The sequence below is a fragment of the Flaviramulus basaltis genome (genome assembly GCF_900114265.1).
Classification (GTDB): Bacteria; Bacteroidota; Bacteroidia; order Flavobacteriales; family Flavobacteriaceae; genus Flaviramulus; species Flaviramulus basaltis.
In genome coordinates this window covers 116,938-135,007 of sequence record NZ_FPKV01000005.1, presented here as the reverse complement: position 1 = coordinate 135,007, position 18,070 = coordinate 116,938, and the positions used below count along the sequence as shown (strand labels likewise).

The window sequence follows — 18,070 nt, the reverse complement described above, 5'->3', positions numbered from 1 at the left end:
CATGAAAAAAGCACTACTCAATTCCGTTTTATTTTTTACCGTTCTAGTCGTTTCGGCTCAGAGAGGTGAAAACTATGCTTCATCAATCGGCGTAAGCGCTGGATATGTTGAAGATGGCTTAGGCTTTATGGCCACATATAATTACCATTTAAATAGAAAGACTTATGCACAATTAAATGTTTTTGTTGCTATAGCAGAAGACAAAGGAACCTTTGAAATTCCATATAACATATTTACGGTTCAACCTGGTTATTTTATTAAAGTGTGGGAACAACCCAGTTTTAAGAGATATACACTTAATATAGGGGGCGGGGGAGTCATTGGTTATGAGTCGATAAACAATGGGAACAATACCTTGTACACAGGTGCAATAATAGATGCTGAAAGTCAATTGATATATGGGGTATTTGTAGGGCTAGAAGGCGAAATAATTTTAGGAAATAATTTTACAATCTTAATAAAAGCAAATGAATACTATCATGCAAATAGTGATATCGGAAAGTTTTATCCATATGCAGGCATAGGCTTACGATATTTTCTTTTTTAAAACCACACAAAATGAAAAAACACGCTAACATTATTAAAGCCTTGTTCGGGCTGTTCACATTTCTAATTCTTCTTTTCTTTGGTTGTTCCAAAGATTTTGACCCTATCATCCTTGATAACTTCGACTTTAATTTCACCGAAGAGCATGATGAGGATGGGTTTGTATTTACGCCCACAAAAACATCATTTTCTTTGATTCCTGAAAAAGAAATTACCACTGTAAGTTATCATATGAAATATAATATTTCTGATGCAGAAGGTTATTTTTTAACTATTGAAGGTGATACCATAAAGGCTAACGATACCTTGAATGTTTCAAAATTGAATTTTGCATATAATTACATGCCTCTAAACACCGGGATTCACAAGGTCAAAGTTATAGCATGGGACAGCAATTCCAATAAAAAAGAATTAGAGTTATTATATGACACTAAATTTTCAGACTTCAGCTTTCTACTTAATAAAGGGTCAAATAAATTTATCATCAATTCAAAAACCCCAATTAATGTTACACTAATTCGCAACATTGTTACGGATGAAGAAAATGAGTTTGTAATGACTTATCAAGTTGAAAACGGTACAGGTAAACTGTATTATGAAGATGAAGAATATGGAGAGGGGAAAGAATTTTTATTACCTAAAGGTCAGTCGGAATTGAGTTATCTTCCAGAAACCCTAGGGGAACATAAATTGATAGTAACAGCCAAAGCTCCAGATGGAGCAACAAAAACAGAAGAATTAATATTGATGGTTCTTAATAAAGACTATCTATTTACAGCAAATGCATTGGATACTGATGAGTTTACGGGTAACCCTGTTGCGGTGAACTTCAATATTTCAGAATTGGATGTTGGTGGGGAAACGTATACCATGTTCTATACATCTGGAGACAGCAATGGTAGTCTTGAATATGACGGTCAGACGTATGCACCAGGAGAAATTTTTTCGGTTCCTGTTGGTTCATTTACTGGAACGTACACAGGTATTTCGGAAGGAAACCATGTAATTATATTCAATGTAAGGTCTTCATCAGATGTTCCCAAAACAGCTACAGTAAATATTCAATACATAAAGTATGAGGAATTTTTTGATTTAACAGTTAGTCAATCTTCTCAAGATAAGTACGAGAATCAACCATTTCTGCTAACTGCCGTTACTAGCGCCACATCTGAACATGATTTAAAAGTTACTTATAACATGACATTTAACTTTACAGGAGCAACCGCAGGGTTTATAACCTATAAGGGTAGAAGTTACAGGGAAGGTGAGTCCATACCATTGGACTACGGTTCAACTCCTTTGCAGTTTTATCCGCAAACTGATGAAAATTTCACCATCAATTTTAGAGTTGAGAATTCTACGGGAATCGCACAAACTGTTAGTGAACCCATTACAATGTTTAAAAAACCGATGGTTAAAGTTAAAGGAGAGAAGCATAATATAAGTTGTGGTGGTTGGAACGGATGTGATTATACGGTGAGAATACACACATGCTGGGACGTGAGCTGTTCAGAAGCTTTCAATGGAGCATCGTTGCAAAGAGTAGAAGTACGAATTTGGAACAGGAAAAGTGGCAAATGGGATACTTTCCTTTTTAGCTATAATGATGCTAGAGGCACTGGAGTAAACAGATATTTTACTTTAGAAACAATGGGGAAAGAAAATGATTTGAAGTACCTAGACCAAAGGTATGAGGTCAGAATTCAGGATAGTAATGGACAATGGAGTGAAACCGAGAGGGGAAGCATTATAAGGGTCTAAAAGCAAGAGGCTGTCTGAAAAGGCAGCTTTTTTTTTGCCATATTTCTAGTAAATTCTTAAATTTAAGAATGAGTAGAAAAGTAGTTTTTAAGACTTATAATCAATACCAATTAAGTCTTTTACCTCCAAGGTATGATGATTTGGTACCGGTTAATCATCCCGTTCGTATCGTAAATACGATAATTGATCATGTTGATATTAGTGCTTTAGAAAAAAGCTATAAAGGTGGCGGAACTTCCAGCTACCATCCACGCATGTTGCTCAAGGTTATTATCTATGCATACTTACGAAATTTGTATTCTTCTCGTAAAATAGAACAAGCATTACATGAGAACATTCATTTTATGTGGCTCAGCGGACAAAGTAAACCAGATCACAATACCATAAACGACTTTAGAGGCAAGCGTCTGCAAGGCCATCTAAAGAAAATTTTTCACCAAGTAGTTTTGCTTTTAGTTGAACAAGGCATTATTAGTTTAAAAGATATTTATATAGATGGCACTAAGATTGAGTCCAATGCCAATCGTTATACTTTTGTTTGGGGCAAGTCAATAAAAACCAGTAAGGAGCGTATTAAAAAACAATTAAAAGCACTTTGGTCTTATGTAGAAAAAGTCTATAAAGACGAACAGCATATCCCCAACACTCCAGACTTTGAAGCCATTGATGCAGCTAAAGTTGAAGCAACCATCAATCAAATCAATAATGCACTACAGGGTAAAGAGATTGATAAAAAAATAAAACAAAAGCTTAACTATGCCAAGAAAAACTGGCCAACAAATATGGCTAAATACCAAAATCAGGAAGCCATTTTAAAAGAAAGAAACAGTTATAGTAAAACGGATCCAGATGCTACTTTTATGCGCATGAAGGATGATCACATGCAGAACGGACAGCTCAAACCCGCCTACAACATACAAGCTTCCACCAACAATCAATACCTTACTAACTACACCTTAGCACAAACCACAGCGGACACCACTACATTAAAAGATCATCTGAACAATCACATTGAAAACTACAACGAAAAACCAGAAACACTCACAGCAGATGCGGGCTATGGTAGTGAAGAGAATTACACCGATTTAGAAGATAAAAACATAACAGCTTTTGTAAAATACAATTACTTCCACAAGGAACAACAGGATAAAAAGAAAGGAAAAATGAATCCTTTTCATCCAGATCAACTGCATTACAATAAAGAAACAGACACTTACTTCTGCCCAATGGGGCAAACGATGACCAATATTGGAAGTTATAAAAAGAAAACTACAAATGGTTTTGAGCAAGAACTCCACAGATACCAAGCTCAAAACTGCAAGGGCTGTCCGCTTAGAACTCGTTGCCATAAATCTAAAACGAATCGTATTATAGAACGCAACTATAACCTGATACGATTAAAGTCTCAAGCTAAGACCTTGTTAACTAGTGAGCAAGGTGTAGCCAAAAGAAAACAACGCTGTTGGGATGTGGAAGCTGTTTTTGGAAATATTAAGCAAAACATGAACTTTAAGCGCTTTATGTTAAGAGGAATCGATAAAGTAAATATAGAAATAGGATTAATTGCAATGGCACACAACCTTAAAAAGTACAGTTTAACTATATAAACCAATTTACAAACTTTTTACGAGCCTCTTTTAAATCCTAAAATTACCTACATCTTCAAAATAGAAATTATATTAAAAAGAAAATCGTCTAAAAATTACTTTTTAGACGACCTCTTTTCTTGCTATTTTTTTGTGTAAACTATGGTTCTAACATATTCCAAACCATCAAAAACATCATCCTTTTCCACAACCAGTTTGTTGTTTGAGAACTCTATTATCCTAAAGGAGCTTTGATTTTCAAAACTAATGACGGAATTATCGTTGGTAAGTGTCCAAAAGTCTTCGTATACAAACGAAAATGGATCATTACCACTACATGCTAAATTGTTTTCGGTAACGTTAAATTCAGGTTTATCCGATGGTCCGCTATCAGTAAATGTGGTTATATTATCCTTAACGCATTGTTGCAATTCTTGCGTTCCAAATAAATCAATATTGGATATATTATCTCCATTCAAATCTACTGCCCTATCCGACATTATAGATTCATATTCCCATTGACCTAAAATTGCAGTTGCTCTATCTCCAACAGAGATACCGTCATCATCATTGTTGCAAGAAAACAGCATACCTGCAAGCACTAAGGTAGCCAGTAAGATTTGTGTATTTTTCATGATATATAATTTGTGGGGTTAATGATACAAAGATAACAAATATATATAAAAAAGTGTATTTTAAATCCACTTTTTTATATATATTTGTTTAATGAATGATTTTATAGAGCTACATCAAGGGATTTTGAAAAATTTAGAATACTTGCGAAAACTAAATGGTTATACTCTTGAGTATGTTGGTGATAGTTTAGGGATATCCAAATCTGGGTATCGTAAAATTGAAAAAGGTTCTATTCATATTTCATTGAAGCACCTTCATACCCTATCTTTAATATATAAAGTTCCTCTTGATAAAATTCTATTTACAAATCTGGCTTCATATCAACGAACTAACTAATGTTTATTAGGGTGGGCTGTGGAAAAAATAAAGTCTAAGGGAACTTTTTTAAGTTCCCTTTGTCTTTATGCGCGGTCTTGGGTGGGTCTGTGTAATGAAGGTGAATTCTCCAAGATTGTCTGAGCGAAGCGAAGGCATCTTGGAGACTGAAACCGGAATGCAACAGACTTACCAAAAGACTAAGCAAACCCGATATCGAGTCCAAAACTTTTTTCAAAATTTTCTGATTACGTCAATGAATATAGAAGTCAGTTCTAACTTAAATAGTTGTGCACTTTAACATATCTAGAAAGTAAAAGAAGAACTATTCAAAATCATGCATATTTTGAATTTATAGAACTTTCAAGAGGTCTTAAATTTTAGACGTTGTTAATCATAAATGTTTTTTTGGTTTTCTAAAAAAGGTAAATTCATTGAAATATATGATTGTAAAAGGATATTATGAGTTACAATTTCATATTTTATTTATTCAAATAGTAAACTAACCCTGTAACTAATATCATAATTAACCTTGCAATAGTGAATGAATAGAAAACCCCATCAGTAATCAGCCATATTCCAATTATTGGTCCTAAAATCTGACCAATACTGTTAGTAGAACTCTGTATAGATATATTTCAGTCAGCATTCTCTTGTGATATTAATGAAATTCCCAAAATGAATAACCTCAAAACAAATTGTTCTCTGGTTGATAAAAACCTTTTCCTTATAAATTGGTTAATACAGATCGTATAATTGCCAATACCGAGTCTCAAGGCATTTATAAACGATATTTTTTCAAAGCCCTCAAGTGTGGTAAAAAAGTCAAAAAAAGCATTGTAGATCTTATAATGTGGTAGGATAACCAATCTGTTAGTCTGTTAAGGATACTTGCTTTTTGTTTAAGTTTGTTATTGGTGACTTTTCTGCACTCATTTATAACCCTATTAAAATCCGAGTGTAATGTTTCGGCAAAAATAGATGAATATATTTCCACATTCATTTCTATGCTGCCATAGCAGCTAAGACTGTTTAGATTAAAAGAACCAATTGTTGACCAGTGACTATCTACTACCGCGGCTTTGCCATGCAATACAGACTTTTCCCATTCATATATTTGAATGTGATTGTGGAGAAAGGTTGAATATAAATGTTCGGTTGCCCTTCGTACCAGAGGTACATCACTAATGCCTGCTAAAATTATTGTTATTTTCACGCCTCTGATACTAGCTTTTTTTAGTGCTTTGGACATCTTTCTTCCCGGTAAGAAATATGAACCCAATATAACTATTTCCTTTTTTGCACTAAGTATCGCATTAGTGTAAGCATCACAAACTTCTGTTTTATTTTTTAACCAGTCGTTTTGAATAATTCCAACAAGTGCTCTGCCAGCTGAATGCAAGACTGGCTTTATTTTTTTTGAACTTCCTTTTTTAAAAAAGTAATCTCTGCATAATTTTTGCAAATCTTCGGCTGCAGGGCAATCTAGTTGTACGGCATAATCAAGCCAAGGTTCCGATTCTAGATTTCCATGGTATTTATTGGCAATATTAATTCCACCTATCAGTGCCATTTTTCCATCAACAACCATCACTTTATGATGCATACGCCTGCCCAGATAAAAATTGTTCAAGGAAAAAATAGGGGAAAAGAAACGGATAAAAATACCGTGATGTATCAAATCCTGTACAAAACTATAGGGAAGTGCTGCACTCCCATAAGCGTCCAATAAAACATACACTTTTACATTTCGTTGTGCAGCTTCTATCAGGCAGTTTGCTATGCTGTTCCCTGTTTCATCGTTGTCAAAAATATAGGTTTGTAGATGTATTTCTTTGTGTGCATCTTGAATTATTTTTTTTAGTCGAAGAAAATACTCTTCACCAGAATGCAGCAATTTAATATATCCATTATCATCAGTACTATGGTGAAGTTTGTCAATTGTTGATCTATGAATCATCAAAATGCTTAGTATTATTATTGGTTATTTTTTAAATTATAAATTTCACTCTAAGGTATTCGTTACGTTTTATTATTCAATTTCATTGAGGGTAAAACAAATCCCATAGTAACTAAAACAACCGACCCAGCGATAATAAAAGGGTAATAAAAACCACCAGCAACTAACCACGTTCCTAAAACGGGACCTAAAATTTGACCGATACTATTGGTCGAACTTTGTATGGAAATATTTCTGCCCGTATTCTCCTGTGATATTAATGAGACTGCCGAGAGTAAGTTTGGTGTTACCATAGCTCCACCTGCGGCAAAGACAATAATTAGCCCGTATATGAAGAATTCATTTTTAAAAAAAGGAAAAGCGATTAGTGAAATTCCTGAAATGAACAATCCTAATGCGATTTGTTTTTTAGCCGATAAAATCTTTTCACCATAACTGGCAAATACAGGTTGTAAAATTGCCATTACCGATCCACAAAGCATAAAGCCGATGCCGACTTGGTTACTGTTAAATGCCAATTCGTCTTTACCATAAATAGAAAACACAGTTTCAAATAATGTGACGACGAATTGCATCACAAAAGATATTATTAAAATAACGATGAAGTACTTACTGAATGAAAATCGAAAGCTCATTTTTTCCGTAGTAAACTTATTTACTCGTGCTGTATTTTTTAACCATTTTGATATAATAAGTAAGACTATTAACCCAATTAGTGCGGCAAAAATAAATGGTACTGAAAATCGATTTAAGTGCAGTGTTCCAATAGAATATTCTAAATGCAAAGGTACTTGAGATAGGAATCCTCCTATAACAGGACCAAATATAACGCCCGAACTAATGGCAACTCCAGACCAAGCCATTATTTTGGTTCTACGTTTCGCGGACGTAATATCACTTAAATATGCATTACTAACCGGAATAACTGAAGAAGTGAATATACCTCCAAAAATGCGTGCTACATAAAGCATTGTTAATGATGTGGCAAGACCTGTAAGTAATTGCATTATTACAAAACCAATCAAACCAATAATAATGATGGGTTTGCGTCCATATCTATCTGAAAGTTTTCCCCAAATCACGACGAAAAGTAGTTGAAATAGGGGGTAAATACTGGTAAGTAATCCAATGTGAAAATTGACTAGATCAGTATCCAAATTATCTTTGAGCGCCAGCCTCTCCGTATAGTAGGGAAGGGTAGGCAATAAAATACCATAGCCCAACATTACCACAAACAAACTCAATAGGATTAAAAAAATCCTATTGAGCTTTTCTTTCTTGTTCATTATTTTTTACCGATTTTTCGCTTTAATAATTGCGCATTAATAGCCACAATAATTGTGCTTAAACTCATAAATACAGCTCCTACGGCAGGACCTAAAACAAATCCTGAAGAATATAGTACGCCAGCTGCTAATGGAATGGCCACTACATTATAACCCGTTGCCCAAATTAGATTTTGAATCATTTTATTGTAGGTAGCCTTTCCGAACAAAATAAGGTTTGCAATATCTTGCGGATTACTGTTTACCAATATAATATCGGCAGTTTCAGCAGCAATATCAGAACCTGAACCTACTGCAACTCCAACATTGGCTTGTGCTAATGCGGGCGCATCATTTACACCATCACCAGTCATAGCAACAAATTCTCCTTTACCTTGTAATTCTTTTACAATTTCTACTTTTTGATGTGGTAACACTTCGGCATAATAGCCATCCAATCCAAGTTTGTCACTAACAGCTTTGGCCGTTTTTTCATTATCACCAGTAGCCATAAATACTTTAATATTATTCTTTTTAAATACTTTTATAGCATCTGCGGATTCTGGTCTAATTTCATCTGCAAGCGCAATATATCCTGCTAACTCCCCTTCAATCAAAACAAATACAACAGTTTCTGCCGCATCACTGTAGGCATCTTCAGGAATAATTATTTTCTCATCTCTTAAATAGCCAGGGCTTACTACTTTTACTTGCTTACCTTCCACGTTTGCCTCTACACCTTTGCCAGTAATGGCATTGAAGTTTTCAGGATTTGGAATAGCAACATTATCTTCCTTGACTTTTTTAATGATTCCTACTGCAATAGGATGTTCTGAACTTTGCTCTAATGAACTTGAAAGGCGTAAAATTTCTTCAGCTGAATAAGTAGCATTTACAGATTCAATTCGAGTAACACCAAAATCTCCTTTGGTCAATGTTCCAGTTTTGTCAAATAGTAAGACGGTTATCTTACGCGATTCTTCAAAGGCAGTTCTATTTCTAATCAATAGTCCATTTTGGGCAGATACTGCGGTAGAAATTGCTACTACTAAAGGAATAGCAAGACCAAGTGCATGTGGGCAAGCAATAACCATAACGGTAACCATTCTTTCTAAAGCATAGACAAATGGAAAGCCCAAAATCAACCAAACTGCAAGTGTCCCAAAACCTATGGCTAGAGCGATATATGTCAACCATTTTGCAGCCCTATCAGAAAGGTTTTGCATTTTAGATTTGGTTTTTTGAGCTTCTTCAACCATTGTGATTACCTTGTTGAGATAGCTATCTTTGCCTGTATGTTCTACCTTAACTTTTAACGTACTATTACCATTAACAGAACCACCAATCACTTTGTCTTTTGCGTCTTTTTTTACTGGTTTTGACTCTCCCGTAAGCATTGATTCGTTCAAATAACTAGACCCTTCTGTAATAATTCCATCAGCAGGAACTTTTTCTCCGGGTTTTACTAATATTACATCATCTTTTAATAAATCTTCAAGTGCAATATCTTCAATAGTGTCACCCTTGACTCTATGGGCTTCGGCAGGCATCATACTTACCAGTAGCTGTAATGCCTTTGATGCACCCAAAACACTTTTCATTTCTATCCAATGACCAACAAGCATAATGGCGATTAGAGTGGCTAGTTCCCAAAAGAAATCCACTCCTTTTAAACCAAAGACCGTTGCGGAACTATAAAAATATGCCACACTTATTGCCATGGCGATAAGGGTCATCATTCCAGGGGCTGCCTTTTTTACTTCAGACCAAAATCCTTTTAAAAATGGCCAACCACCATAAAAATATACAACAGATGAAAGTGCAAAAAGCACATAAGGATTGCTGGGAAGTAAAAATTCATATCCAAAAAAATCTTGAATCATTGGCGAGAAGAACAATATTGGAATGGAAAGTACTAGGGTTACCCAAAACCGTTTCCTAAAGTCGGCTATCATCATTTTATGATGGTCGTGACCCGCCATTCCCATTGGTATGCTTCCGTGGTCGTGTTTCATTTTGGAATGGTCCATTTTGGAATGATCCATTTTACTGTGGTCCATCTTACTATGGTCGTCCGATTTTGGGTCTTCCATTTTCGAGTGATCCATTTTCGAGTGATCCATTTTTGAGTGGTCATCTTTGTCATGATTCATTTTAGAATGATCCATCTTCGAATGGTCCATTTTTTTATCCTTGTGATTTTTGTTATTGTCCATATTATTCTATTTAAGTGTTATCGTAATTTTTTTCGCATTGCTTCTGAAATGTTTTCGGCATAGACGCCGTAGGCATCCACCAAAAGACCCTTTATTCCGTTTTTGGATGAAATGGCATATAGTATGCTGTTATCATCGGTACTGCTCATCCCTTCAAAACGAAAAGTTTCATCCACTTCAAAATCTTCCGGGTTTAATTCCAGTTTTAATGAAGCACATTCCAAACATTTCGGTTTCAGGTTAAAATCATAAGTATAACCATTTGCCTGTAAATCGTTTATAGCTTCTGAAAGAGTATCGTAATTGTTCATTTTCTTTTATTTATAAGTCATTGTAAAATAACTGTTATCTTCTTCTGTAAATCTCTGAAAGGACAATAGGCCGTTCAGATTTAATTTTTCGTTGACGGTATAGTTAAGTTGCATAATACGAATGCCCAATGCATAGGCCTTAATATTAATTTTGGACTTGATGTTGTTATTGTCTTGACCAACTTCCGATTCACGGTTGTATATTTTTATCATACTTTTGGAACCAAAGAAATTTAACAAGCCCGAATCAAAACTCATTTCCAATTCTATATCTTCAAGGATATTTAAATCGTATAGTTCTTTAAAATTTTTAGAAGTGGTATTGATTTCGGTTTCCTTTGACTTTGGTTTGGAAAATGGAAATGCCATAACCATTATACTGGCTTCATCAGGCTTACAGCGATAGGTCGTGGTGTATTTGTTGGTAGATTTTTTTTCTTTGTCAAATAATTCTGTGATTACCTCAATTTCATAATAGCCATTTTTCTCAATTGTTTTACCAGCTTCAAAAGTTTGTTTGTTGAGAAAAGCACCTTTTTCATCAAAATTCTCCCGAATGACAAATCTTCCAGAAATCTGCCCAATGAGCATTTCAGTTTGTCCAGTCATTGTAATACTGAATAAGATGAATAGTAATATGAAGCCTTTTTTTCTCATATATGGTGCATTAATTTCTTTACCTCTTTTGCCATTATATCGCTTAAATCAATCTCATTTGAAGGATGCGGAATGGTATTGCAAGTGACTATTTTTTCTACACCAGAATCCAATAAATCTTGATAGGCATTACCTGAAAATACTGCGTGGATACCAACACATATAGGTGGTTTCATCCCTGCTTTTTTCAAATGTTGTACGGTTTCAATCATTGTTCGCGCCGTGGAAATAATATCATCTACCAAAATAGGTGTAGCATCTTTGTATTTGTCTACATCTGGAACCGAGACTTCCACATGACGGTCGCCGTGACGCACCTTTTGCAATACCGTAAATGGTGCTTTTGCATTTTTAGCAACTTCAGAAACCCATTGCTCACTTTCAGAATCTGGACCTATAAGTACAGGGTTTTCTATGTTTTCTTTTATCCAATCTGAAATAGCATCGGCAGCGTGAATTGCTTTGTTTGGAATTTTATATACTTCCCCTAAAGAGCTAATTCTATGTAAGTGTGGGTCAACCGTGGTAATGCTATCGGCAAAACCTGAAATCAATTTTCCGAAGAAACTCGAAGTAACACCTTCACCTTCATTAAAGACTTTGTCCTGACGCATATAGGCGAGATAGGGTGCCACTAAACACGTACACATTGCTCCTAGTGATTTGGCAGTATGACTTAAAAAATAGAGAGGTAACAGTTTCTTGTCTGGCTCGTGCAAGGTGCATACCAGTACAACACATTTATCCTTCACATCAGATAAGATACGTGTATAGGATTCTCCATCAGGGAAGTTGCGCAAAGTGGCTTTGCCTATTTCTGCATCCATTTTTTTTACCAAAAGCTCTGTGAGTTCTTCATTTCCGGGAAGACTGAATAATATTGTTTTCATAGTACATTTTTTAAATTATGGTTATGATGTCGTTGTGGTTATTTTTATAATCCAACGCATAGTTGAGCTCGCCTTTGGATTCAGCATATATAGTGTATAGTAATTGGTTCTCTTTAATTGATTCTCCCAAATGTGCATTTAAAAGAATTCCTGCGGATTTAGATTGAGGTGCTCCTGAAAGCTTGGCGAGTTTTGCAATTTTTCGGTTATCGATTCTTTTTAAAACTCCTGACTTTTCTGCTTTAATTTCTATTTTATAGGGCGCTAAAACAGGCTTTGAAAAGCGACCTTGTGCATTGCAAATGGCAAGAAATTTTTTATAAGCCTGACCAGATTTAAGTACTCCTTTGGCGGTTTTCGTTCCTTTACCTTTTCCGACTTTCCCCGAAAGTTCTATAAGTTCGCCAGCCAAAAGCAATGCTCTTTTTTCTAGGTCATTTGGTGCATCAGTTTCATTTTTTAAAACTTTTAATATATCGATGGCTTCTAAAGTCGGACCAATGCCTCTACCAACTGGTTGTGAGCCATCTGTAATAATAACTTTCACATTAAGTCCAACAGCGTTACCCACAGTTTCCATATGGTTTTTTAGTTTTTGTGCCATTTCCATGCTGCGCACCTTGGCAGTTTCTCCCACGGGAATATCAATGACAACGTGTGTGGAACCTGCCGCAGCTTTTTTTGAAAGTACCGAAGCAATGAGCTGTCCTTCGCTATCAATATCCAAAGCTTTTTCAATTTTAATAAGAATATCGTCCGCAGGACTCAATTGGGCTGTACCGCCCCAAACTATGCAGCCTCCTTCTTTTTCAACCACAGCTTTTATTTCTTCGGAAGAAAGGGTGACATTGGTCAGTACTTCCATAGTATCTGCTGTGCCTGCCGGCGAAGTGATAGCCCGTGAAGATGTTTTTGGCATTGTAAGCCCATAAGCGGCAACTATGGCAACTACCAGTGGTGTTGTTCTGTTGCCAGGCAATCCGCCAATACAATGCTTATCGACCACGATTTCTTTTTTCCAATTCAGTTGCTTACCAGATGCTATCATTGCTTTTGTGAGATCAGATATTTCATCAATATCCATTCGGTCGCCTGCACAGGCTGTTATAAATGCCGAAAGGTGGATATTGGAATAATCGCCTTCCACGATATCGGTTATAATTTCGTTATAAGCTTTGCAATCCAGTTTTTGATTATAGATTTTAGCCCTAACGTGGCTTAAAGATTCAATAGGCTCCAAATGGGAAACATACAGCGTGTCATTTTGAGAAACATTTAGTTTTTTCGCGGCAGCATCTGATAACCCAATTTCATTTGGTAGCAGAATATCTGAATTTAAAACATTAAGACTTGCTACAATTGATGTGGTTGCATTTGATATCCTTATTCGTGTGAGCGCTTCAAAACCTTCAGAAACACAGACGTGGCAATCTTCATGCATATATACTACGTTTTCGTTCTGTGTATAAATGCCAAGACGTTTATATTTTAGAATGTTTGAGTGTTGTTCCATAATTTTTAAATTTTCAAGATTTCCAAAACCTATTCTATTTCTTCAATGTTGTAGAGTTGTGGGATTTCAGAATCCCACCCATAGGTTTCCTTAATTCCTTTTTGAAGGGCTTCCGCACCTTCTTTTTCTCCGTGCACAATAAAAATTCGTGCTGGTTTATTTTTTATTTTACTCATCCAATCTATAAGTTCAGCGTGGTCTGCGTGTGCCGAGAGGCCTTGAATTTCGGCTACTTCCATATGAAAGGGGACCCATTTTCCGTACACTTTTAATTCTTTTTCACCTTCTAATAATTTTCTTCCACGTGTGCCTTCAGCTTGATAGCCTACAAAAAGCAAAGTGTTATTTGGGTTTTGTGCTTGGGTTTCAAGATAGTTGAGCATTCTACCACCAGTAAGCATTCCGCTTCCCGCAATCACGATTTTTGGTTTGTCGTCGGTTCGTAATTCCATTGTTTCACGATAACTGCTTACGACCGTAAAGTGTGAACACATTTCATCACATTCATTGTCCTCCAATCTGTGCCAATCCCTTGTACGATGAAACAATTCCAATACACTAGCTCCCATTGGGCTATCCATTATCATTTGTACTTTTGGGATTTTCTTTTCCTTGAGTAATTTCCAAAAAATCAGCATCATCAGTTGGGCACGTTCTACTGAAAAACTTGGAACGAATAAACTTCCTTCTTTATTAATGGTGTCATTGACCAATTTTTCAATTTGCGGAAGTGCTTCCACTTCATCGGGATGAAACCTTCCGCCATAAGTAGATTCTATTAATAGTACATCCGCTTTTTTAGGTTTTAGAGGTGGATAGAGCAATAAATCGTTGGTTCTTCCAATATCTCCTGAAAAAACAAAACGTTTTCCATTTACATCCAATTCGATGTAGGTAGCACCTAGAATATGTCCGTTGTACTGGAATCGAGCTCTAATATCGTCAAACAGTGGAATCCATTGCGATTGTGGAACGTTCTTAAAATACGGAATGGTTTTTTCTACATCCTTTAAATCGTAAAGTGGTTCTGCCGGACTGTGTTTGGAATAGCCTTCCTTATTGGCACGTTCAGCTTCTTGCTCCTGTATTTTCGCACTATCATTCAAAATGATTTTAGCGATGTCCAAGGTGGGATTGGTGCCATAGATAGGTCCATTAAATCCTTGTTTTACCAATCGAGGCAGATAACCTGTGTGGTCCAAATGGCCGTGAGTAAGCAATACTGCATCAATTTCTGAAACTTCAACTGGTGGATATTCCCAGTTTTTGAGTCGTAATTCTTTTAATCCTTGAAAAAGTCCGCAGTCTATCAGTATTTTTTTATTTCCTATGTCCACTAAATATTTTGAGCCAGTTACGGTGCCTGCCGCTCCTAAAAAGTGGATGTTTATTTTATTGTTTTTCATCTTTATAGTATTTATTTAGTTTCCACCACAGCAGGAAGGTGTGTTTCCTTTATCTTGGTTTGATTTGCTCAATTCCGCTATTTCATTATATAGATTGCGGGAATCTTCTTTAATAAGAAGCGCCAATTTCTTTACGGATTTAGGTTCAAAGTTTACCATCCCCAATAATATTTCAAGGGCTTCTTCAAGTAGTTTAGAATCATCTTCCAGTGCTTGGTAAAATGGCTCTAAATCTATGCTGTTCTGTTTTTGCAGTTCATCTGTTTTCATAAGTTTTGTTTTAAGGTTTATTAATAATCCTTAAGTGCTTTTACATAGCGCTTCTGAATCTTCTAAAATCTTTTTGTGTCTTTTTTTATCAATTCCTATCTGCTTCAATAGCGTAGGATTTTCGTGAAGATCTTTGCAGAGCACAATACCTTTATCCAATAACTTTGCTTTTTCGGCTTTGGTCAACGTTGTTAAAGCTGTTAAAGGGTGCAGTCCCAACTTGTCTATTCTGTCTTTTAAACCGTTTCCCATTGGATAATCCCAACTTGTCAATAATAGTCCCACGCATTTACCATATTGTATCGCATCTGTGGTAAATCTTGTATTAGTATATACACCTCCTTTATGAAGTTTAGCTTCGTGACCTTTTTGGAGTTCCCATTGTTTTTCAACATCTAAAAATCTTGAATGGATATATAATGGGATTTTTACATTACAAAATCTGCCTTGGTCACTGTGATATTTGCATTCAATCATATAATGGTTATTGTCTTTTTGCGCTATCACATCTATTTCGTGCTGAACGCAATTGCCCTGCACAATCACACCAACTTGTGTTGTAAACCCTTCGTACGCCATTAGTTTGCCTACCAACTTTTCAAAAGGAAAACCAGAAGGGCCCAATTCCATCAATGCTTTTTTAAGCTTGTATTTTGAGGCACTTACACGTGATTTACCTTTAAGCATCTTAAATGCCATTTGGTAGATTTTTTTAGTGGTAATGCCATCATATATTTGCTCTTCAACTTGAAAAACAATCTGCTGAACCAATTCTTCACTCGCTTGTGCACGTCTTAAGGAATTGATAAGCTTATCCACATCAAATGGAACAGTATCTCCAGAATGTTTTACTATATTTATTGTATTACCCATTGTTTATATATGTATTGTCATTACGGGTAAGGTAGAATGATTGGTTACACCTTCAGCAATACTTTTAGAGAATAGGCTTAAAAACCCACTCTTACCGTGTGTAACCATCGCTATTAAATCTGTCGGATGCTCTTTTACAAAAGTATTGATGCCCGTTTCTACAGATGGTTCGTTATAAACCGCCATTGAGTAGTTTTTTAACTCTTGAAATTTTTGCAATAACTGTTCAATTGGGTTCAAACCAAGCTCAATACTATTAAAATCTGTTTGAGTATTTATACGCAATAAATGAATTCGAGCATTGCATTTTTTGGCTATGGATATTACCTGTTTAAAAGCACCAGCTAGGTCTTCTTTAAAATCTGATACAAAAACTATATTCTTAAAAGGAAATATTACTTCTTCATCTTTTACAACGATAACGGGCGCCTTTGCTTTTCGCACTATCTCCTCCACATTACTGCCAGTTATTTCTCTAATAACACCTTTCGTACCACTACTTCCAGTAATAATGAAATCGTGATGAAAATGACCTGAATGCTCTATAATATCTTTTTCTCCTGAATTGAACTGAAGAAAGGTCCGGCATTTAAGGTCTTGACTTTCTGCATTTTTTTCCAACGCTCTTAAAGCTGCTTTTGCAATGCCTATCTGTTTCAATGTTTCAGGGTATCTTTTTTCTTTTAGTTTATCCAGTTTTACCCAATCTACGGGTGTGGTCATTAAATGTAAAAAGTGTATTTCAGCATTGTATAATTTTGCCATTTTAATCCCAAGATGTGCAGATTTGGTGCAGTTCTCAGAGAAATCCGTGGGTACTAGTATATTTTTCATTTTGTATAATTTTTTGATTTATAAATTAAGCTATGCCAACTTCATTTCCAGAATGTTTATTTTTTTCAAAACAATCTAGATTGTATATTGTGGTTTCGGCAATGTTTGTCAATGCTGTTTCAGTTAAAAAGGCTTGATGGCTGGTTATCAAAACATTGTTGAAGGTCATTAATCTAGCAATCACATCATCTTGCAAAATGTCATCAGAATGGTCTTCAAAGAACAATCCCTCCTCCTCCTCATAAACATCAATCCCGAAATAGCCAATCTTTTTGGTCTTTAGTCCTTCAATAACAGCTTTGGTATCTACCAATCCTCCACGACTGGTATTGATGAGCATGACGCCTTGTTTCATAAATGAAATATGTTTGGCATTAATCATATGTTTGGTGGAAGGGACTAAAGGTACGTGCAGGCTTATAATATCGGCTTGCTTACAGATGGTTTCGCATTCTGTATAGCTTACGCCGTAAGAATTGATTAGATTTTTATCTTCTGTTACATCTTGGGCAAGTATTTTACAGCCAAAGCCGTGCAGTATTTTTATAAGGATGGTACCGATTTTTCCAGTTCCAATAACGCCAACTGTTTTTCCGTTAAGGTCAAAACCCGTTAGACCGTTCAATGAGAAATTCATATCTCTGACCCTATTGTGAGCCTTGATTAATTTTCGGTTCAATGCGAGTATCAAAGCCATTGTATGTTCTGCTATGGCATAAGGTGAATAGGCGGGGACACGGGCTATTTTTATACCCAGTGCAGCTGCTCTTTCAGTAGCTACGTTGTTATACCCTGCGGTACGAAGGGCGATGTACTTAACGCCCAAGGCACTTAACTTTTCCAGTACTTCTGCCGAGGCATCATCACTTGTAAACAAACTGATAGCCTCTGAGCCCTGTGCCAAGGAAGCTGTGTTTTCGGTCAACCGTACTTCAAGGAGGTTAAGCTCGTGCTTGCTCTTATTTGCGGATACCAAATAGGACTCTTCAAATTTGTGGGTACTGAATACCGTTGTCTTCATTCTTCTTTTT

The 18,070-nt window shown here is 35.8% G+C and carries 17 protein-coding genes; 4 read left to right on the top strand and 13 right to left on the bottom strand.

The window, feature by feature from the left end:
• Position 1: 1 nt before the first annotated feature.
• The 3 genes from BT151_RS17125 to BT151_RS17115 all read left to right on the top strand — a co-directional run bounded on the left by BT151_RS17125 (position 2) and on the right by BT151_RS17115 (position 3,914).
• The gene (locus BT151_RS17125; RefSeq protein ID WP_072403578.1) at positions 2 to 547 is read left to right on the top strand and encodes a conjugal transfer protein TraO; all 546 of its coding nucleotides are present in this window, start codon (positions 2 to 4) and stop codon (positions 545 to 547) included.
• A gap of 11 nt (positions 548 to 558) precedes the next feature.
• On the top strand, positions 559 to 2,307 hold the full coding sequence (locus BT151_RS17120) for a hypothetical protein (protein WP_072403577.1): 1,749 nt from the start codon (positions 559 to 561) through the stop codon (positions 2,305 to 2,307).
• Positions 2,308 to 2,375: 68 nt separating this feature from the next.
• Positions 2,376 to 3,914 carry an IS1182 family transposase gene (locus BT151_RS17115; RefSeq protein ID WP_072403576.1) on the top strand — a complete coding sequence of 513 codons (1,539 nt, stop codon included), beginning with the start codon at positions 2,376 to 2,378 and terminating at the stop codon, positions 3,912 to 3,914.
• Between the two features lie 122 nt (positions 3,915 to 4,036).
• On the opposite strand, the gene BT151_RS17110 is transcribed toward BT151_RS17115, so the two are convergent.
• Entirely contained in the window at positions 4,037 to 4,528 is a 492-nt protein-coding gene (locus tag BT151_RS17110; protein WP_072403575.1) for a hypothetical protein, read from the bottom strand.
• 142 nt (positions 4,529 to 4,670) lie between these two features.
• Between BT151_RS17110 and BT151_RS17105 the strand changes: the two genes are divergently transcribed.
• Positions 4,671 to 4,865: a helix-turn-helix domain-containing protein gene (locus BT151_RS17105; RefSeq protein ID WP_171946653.1), complete on the top strand. Its 195-nt coding sequence runs from the start codon at positions 4,671 to 4,673 to the stop codon at positions 4,863 to 4,865.
• Between the two features lie 760 nt (positions 4,866 to 5,625).
• Here the strand turns inward: BT151_RS17105 and clsB are convergent.
• The 12 genes from clsB to BT151_RS17040 form a co-directional block, all read right to left on the bottom strand.
• Positions 5,626 to 6,804, bottom strand: coding sequence for a cardiolipin synthase ClsB (gene clsB / locus BT151_RS17095; RefSeq protein ID WP_072403572.1), 1,179 nt, complete (start codon positions 6,802 to 6,804; stop codon positions 5,626 to 5,628).
• A 62-nt stretch (positions 6,805 to 6,866) separates the two neighbouring features.
• A complete protein-coding gene (locus BT151_RS17090) occupies positions 6,867 to 8,090 on the bottom strand; it encodes an MFS transporter (protein WP_072403571.1) in 1,224 nt (407 codons plus the stop codon).
• Complete coding sequence (locus BT151_RS17085) at positions 8,090 to 10,237, bottom strand: copper-translocating P-type ATPase (RefSeq protein WP_171946658.1); 2,148 nt, start codon at positions 10,235 to 10,237, stop codon at positions 8,090 to 8,092. The genes BT151_RS17090 and BT151_RS17085 overlap by 1 nt, the downstream gene beginning before the upstream one ends.
• A 65-nt stretch (positions 10,238 to 10,302) precedes the next feature.
• Positions 10,303 to 10,596 (bottom strand): phosphoribosylpyrophosphate synthetase, encoded by a 294-nt coding sequence (locus BT151_RS17080; RefSeq protein WP_072403570.1) that lies wholly within the window; start codon positions 10,594 to 10,596, stop codon positions 10,303 to 10,305.
• A 6-nt stretch (positions 10,597 to 10,602) separates the two neighbouring features.
• Entirely contained in the window at positions 10,603 to 11,205 is a 603-nt protein-coding gene (locus BT151_RS17075; RefSeq protein ID WP_245794909.1) for a hypothetical protein, read from the bottom strand.
• Between the two features lie 44 nt (positions 11,206 to 11,249).
• Positions 11,250 to 12,143: a ribose-phosphate pyrophosphokinase gene (locus BT151_RS17070; protein ID WP_072403568.1), complete on the bottom strand. Its 894-nt coding sequence runs from the start codon at positions 12,141 to 12,143 to the stop codon at positions 11,250 to 11,252.
• A gap of 10 nt (positions 12,144 to 12,153) precedes the next feature.
• A complete protein-coding gene (locus tag BT151_RS17065; RefSeq protein ID WP_072403567.1) occupies positions 12,154 to 13,656 on the bottom strand; it encodes a thymidine phosphorylase family protein in 1,503 nt (500 codons plus the stop codon).
• Between the two features lie 29 nt (positions 13,657 to 13,685).
• A complete protein-coding gene (locus BT151_RS17060; protein ID WP_072403566.1) occupies positions 13,686 to 15,062 on the bottom strand; it encodes an MBL fold metallo-hydrolase RNA specificity domain-containing protein in 1,377 nt (458 codons plus the stop codon).
• Positions 15,063 to 15,077: 15 nt separating this feature from the next.
• On the bottom strand, positions 15,078 to 15,332 hold the full coding sequence (locus BT151_RS17055; protein ID WP_072403565.1) for a hypothetical protein: 255 nt from the start codon (positions 15,330 to 15,332) through the stop codon (positions 15,078 to 15,080).
• A gap of 30 nt (positions 15,333 to 15,362) precedes the next feature.
• On the bottom strand, positions 15,363 to 16,205 hold the full coding sequence (locus tag BT151_RS17050) for an ATP cone domain-containing protein (RefSeq protein ID WP_072403564.1): 843 nt from the start codon (positions 16,203 to 16,205) through the stop codon (positions 15,363 to 15,365).
• A 3-nt stretch (positions 16,206 to 16,208) separates the two neighbouring features.
• On the bottom strand, positions 16,209 to 17,039 hold the full coding sequence (locus tag BT151_RS17045; protein ID WP_072403563.1) for a universal stress protein: 831 nt from the start codon (positions 17,037 to 17,039) through the stop codon (positions 16,209 to 16,211).
• 25 nt (positions 17,040 to 17,064) lie between these two features.
• On the bottom strand, positions 17,065 to 18,060 hold the full coding sequence (locus BT151_RS17040) for a 2-hydroxyacid dehydrogenase (RefSeq protein ID WP_072403562.1): 996 nt from the start codon (positions 18,058 to 18,060) through the stop codon (positions 17,065 to 17,067).
• Positions 18,061 to 18,070: the final 10 nt, after the last annotated feature.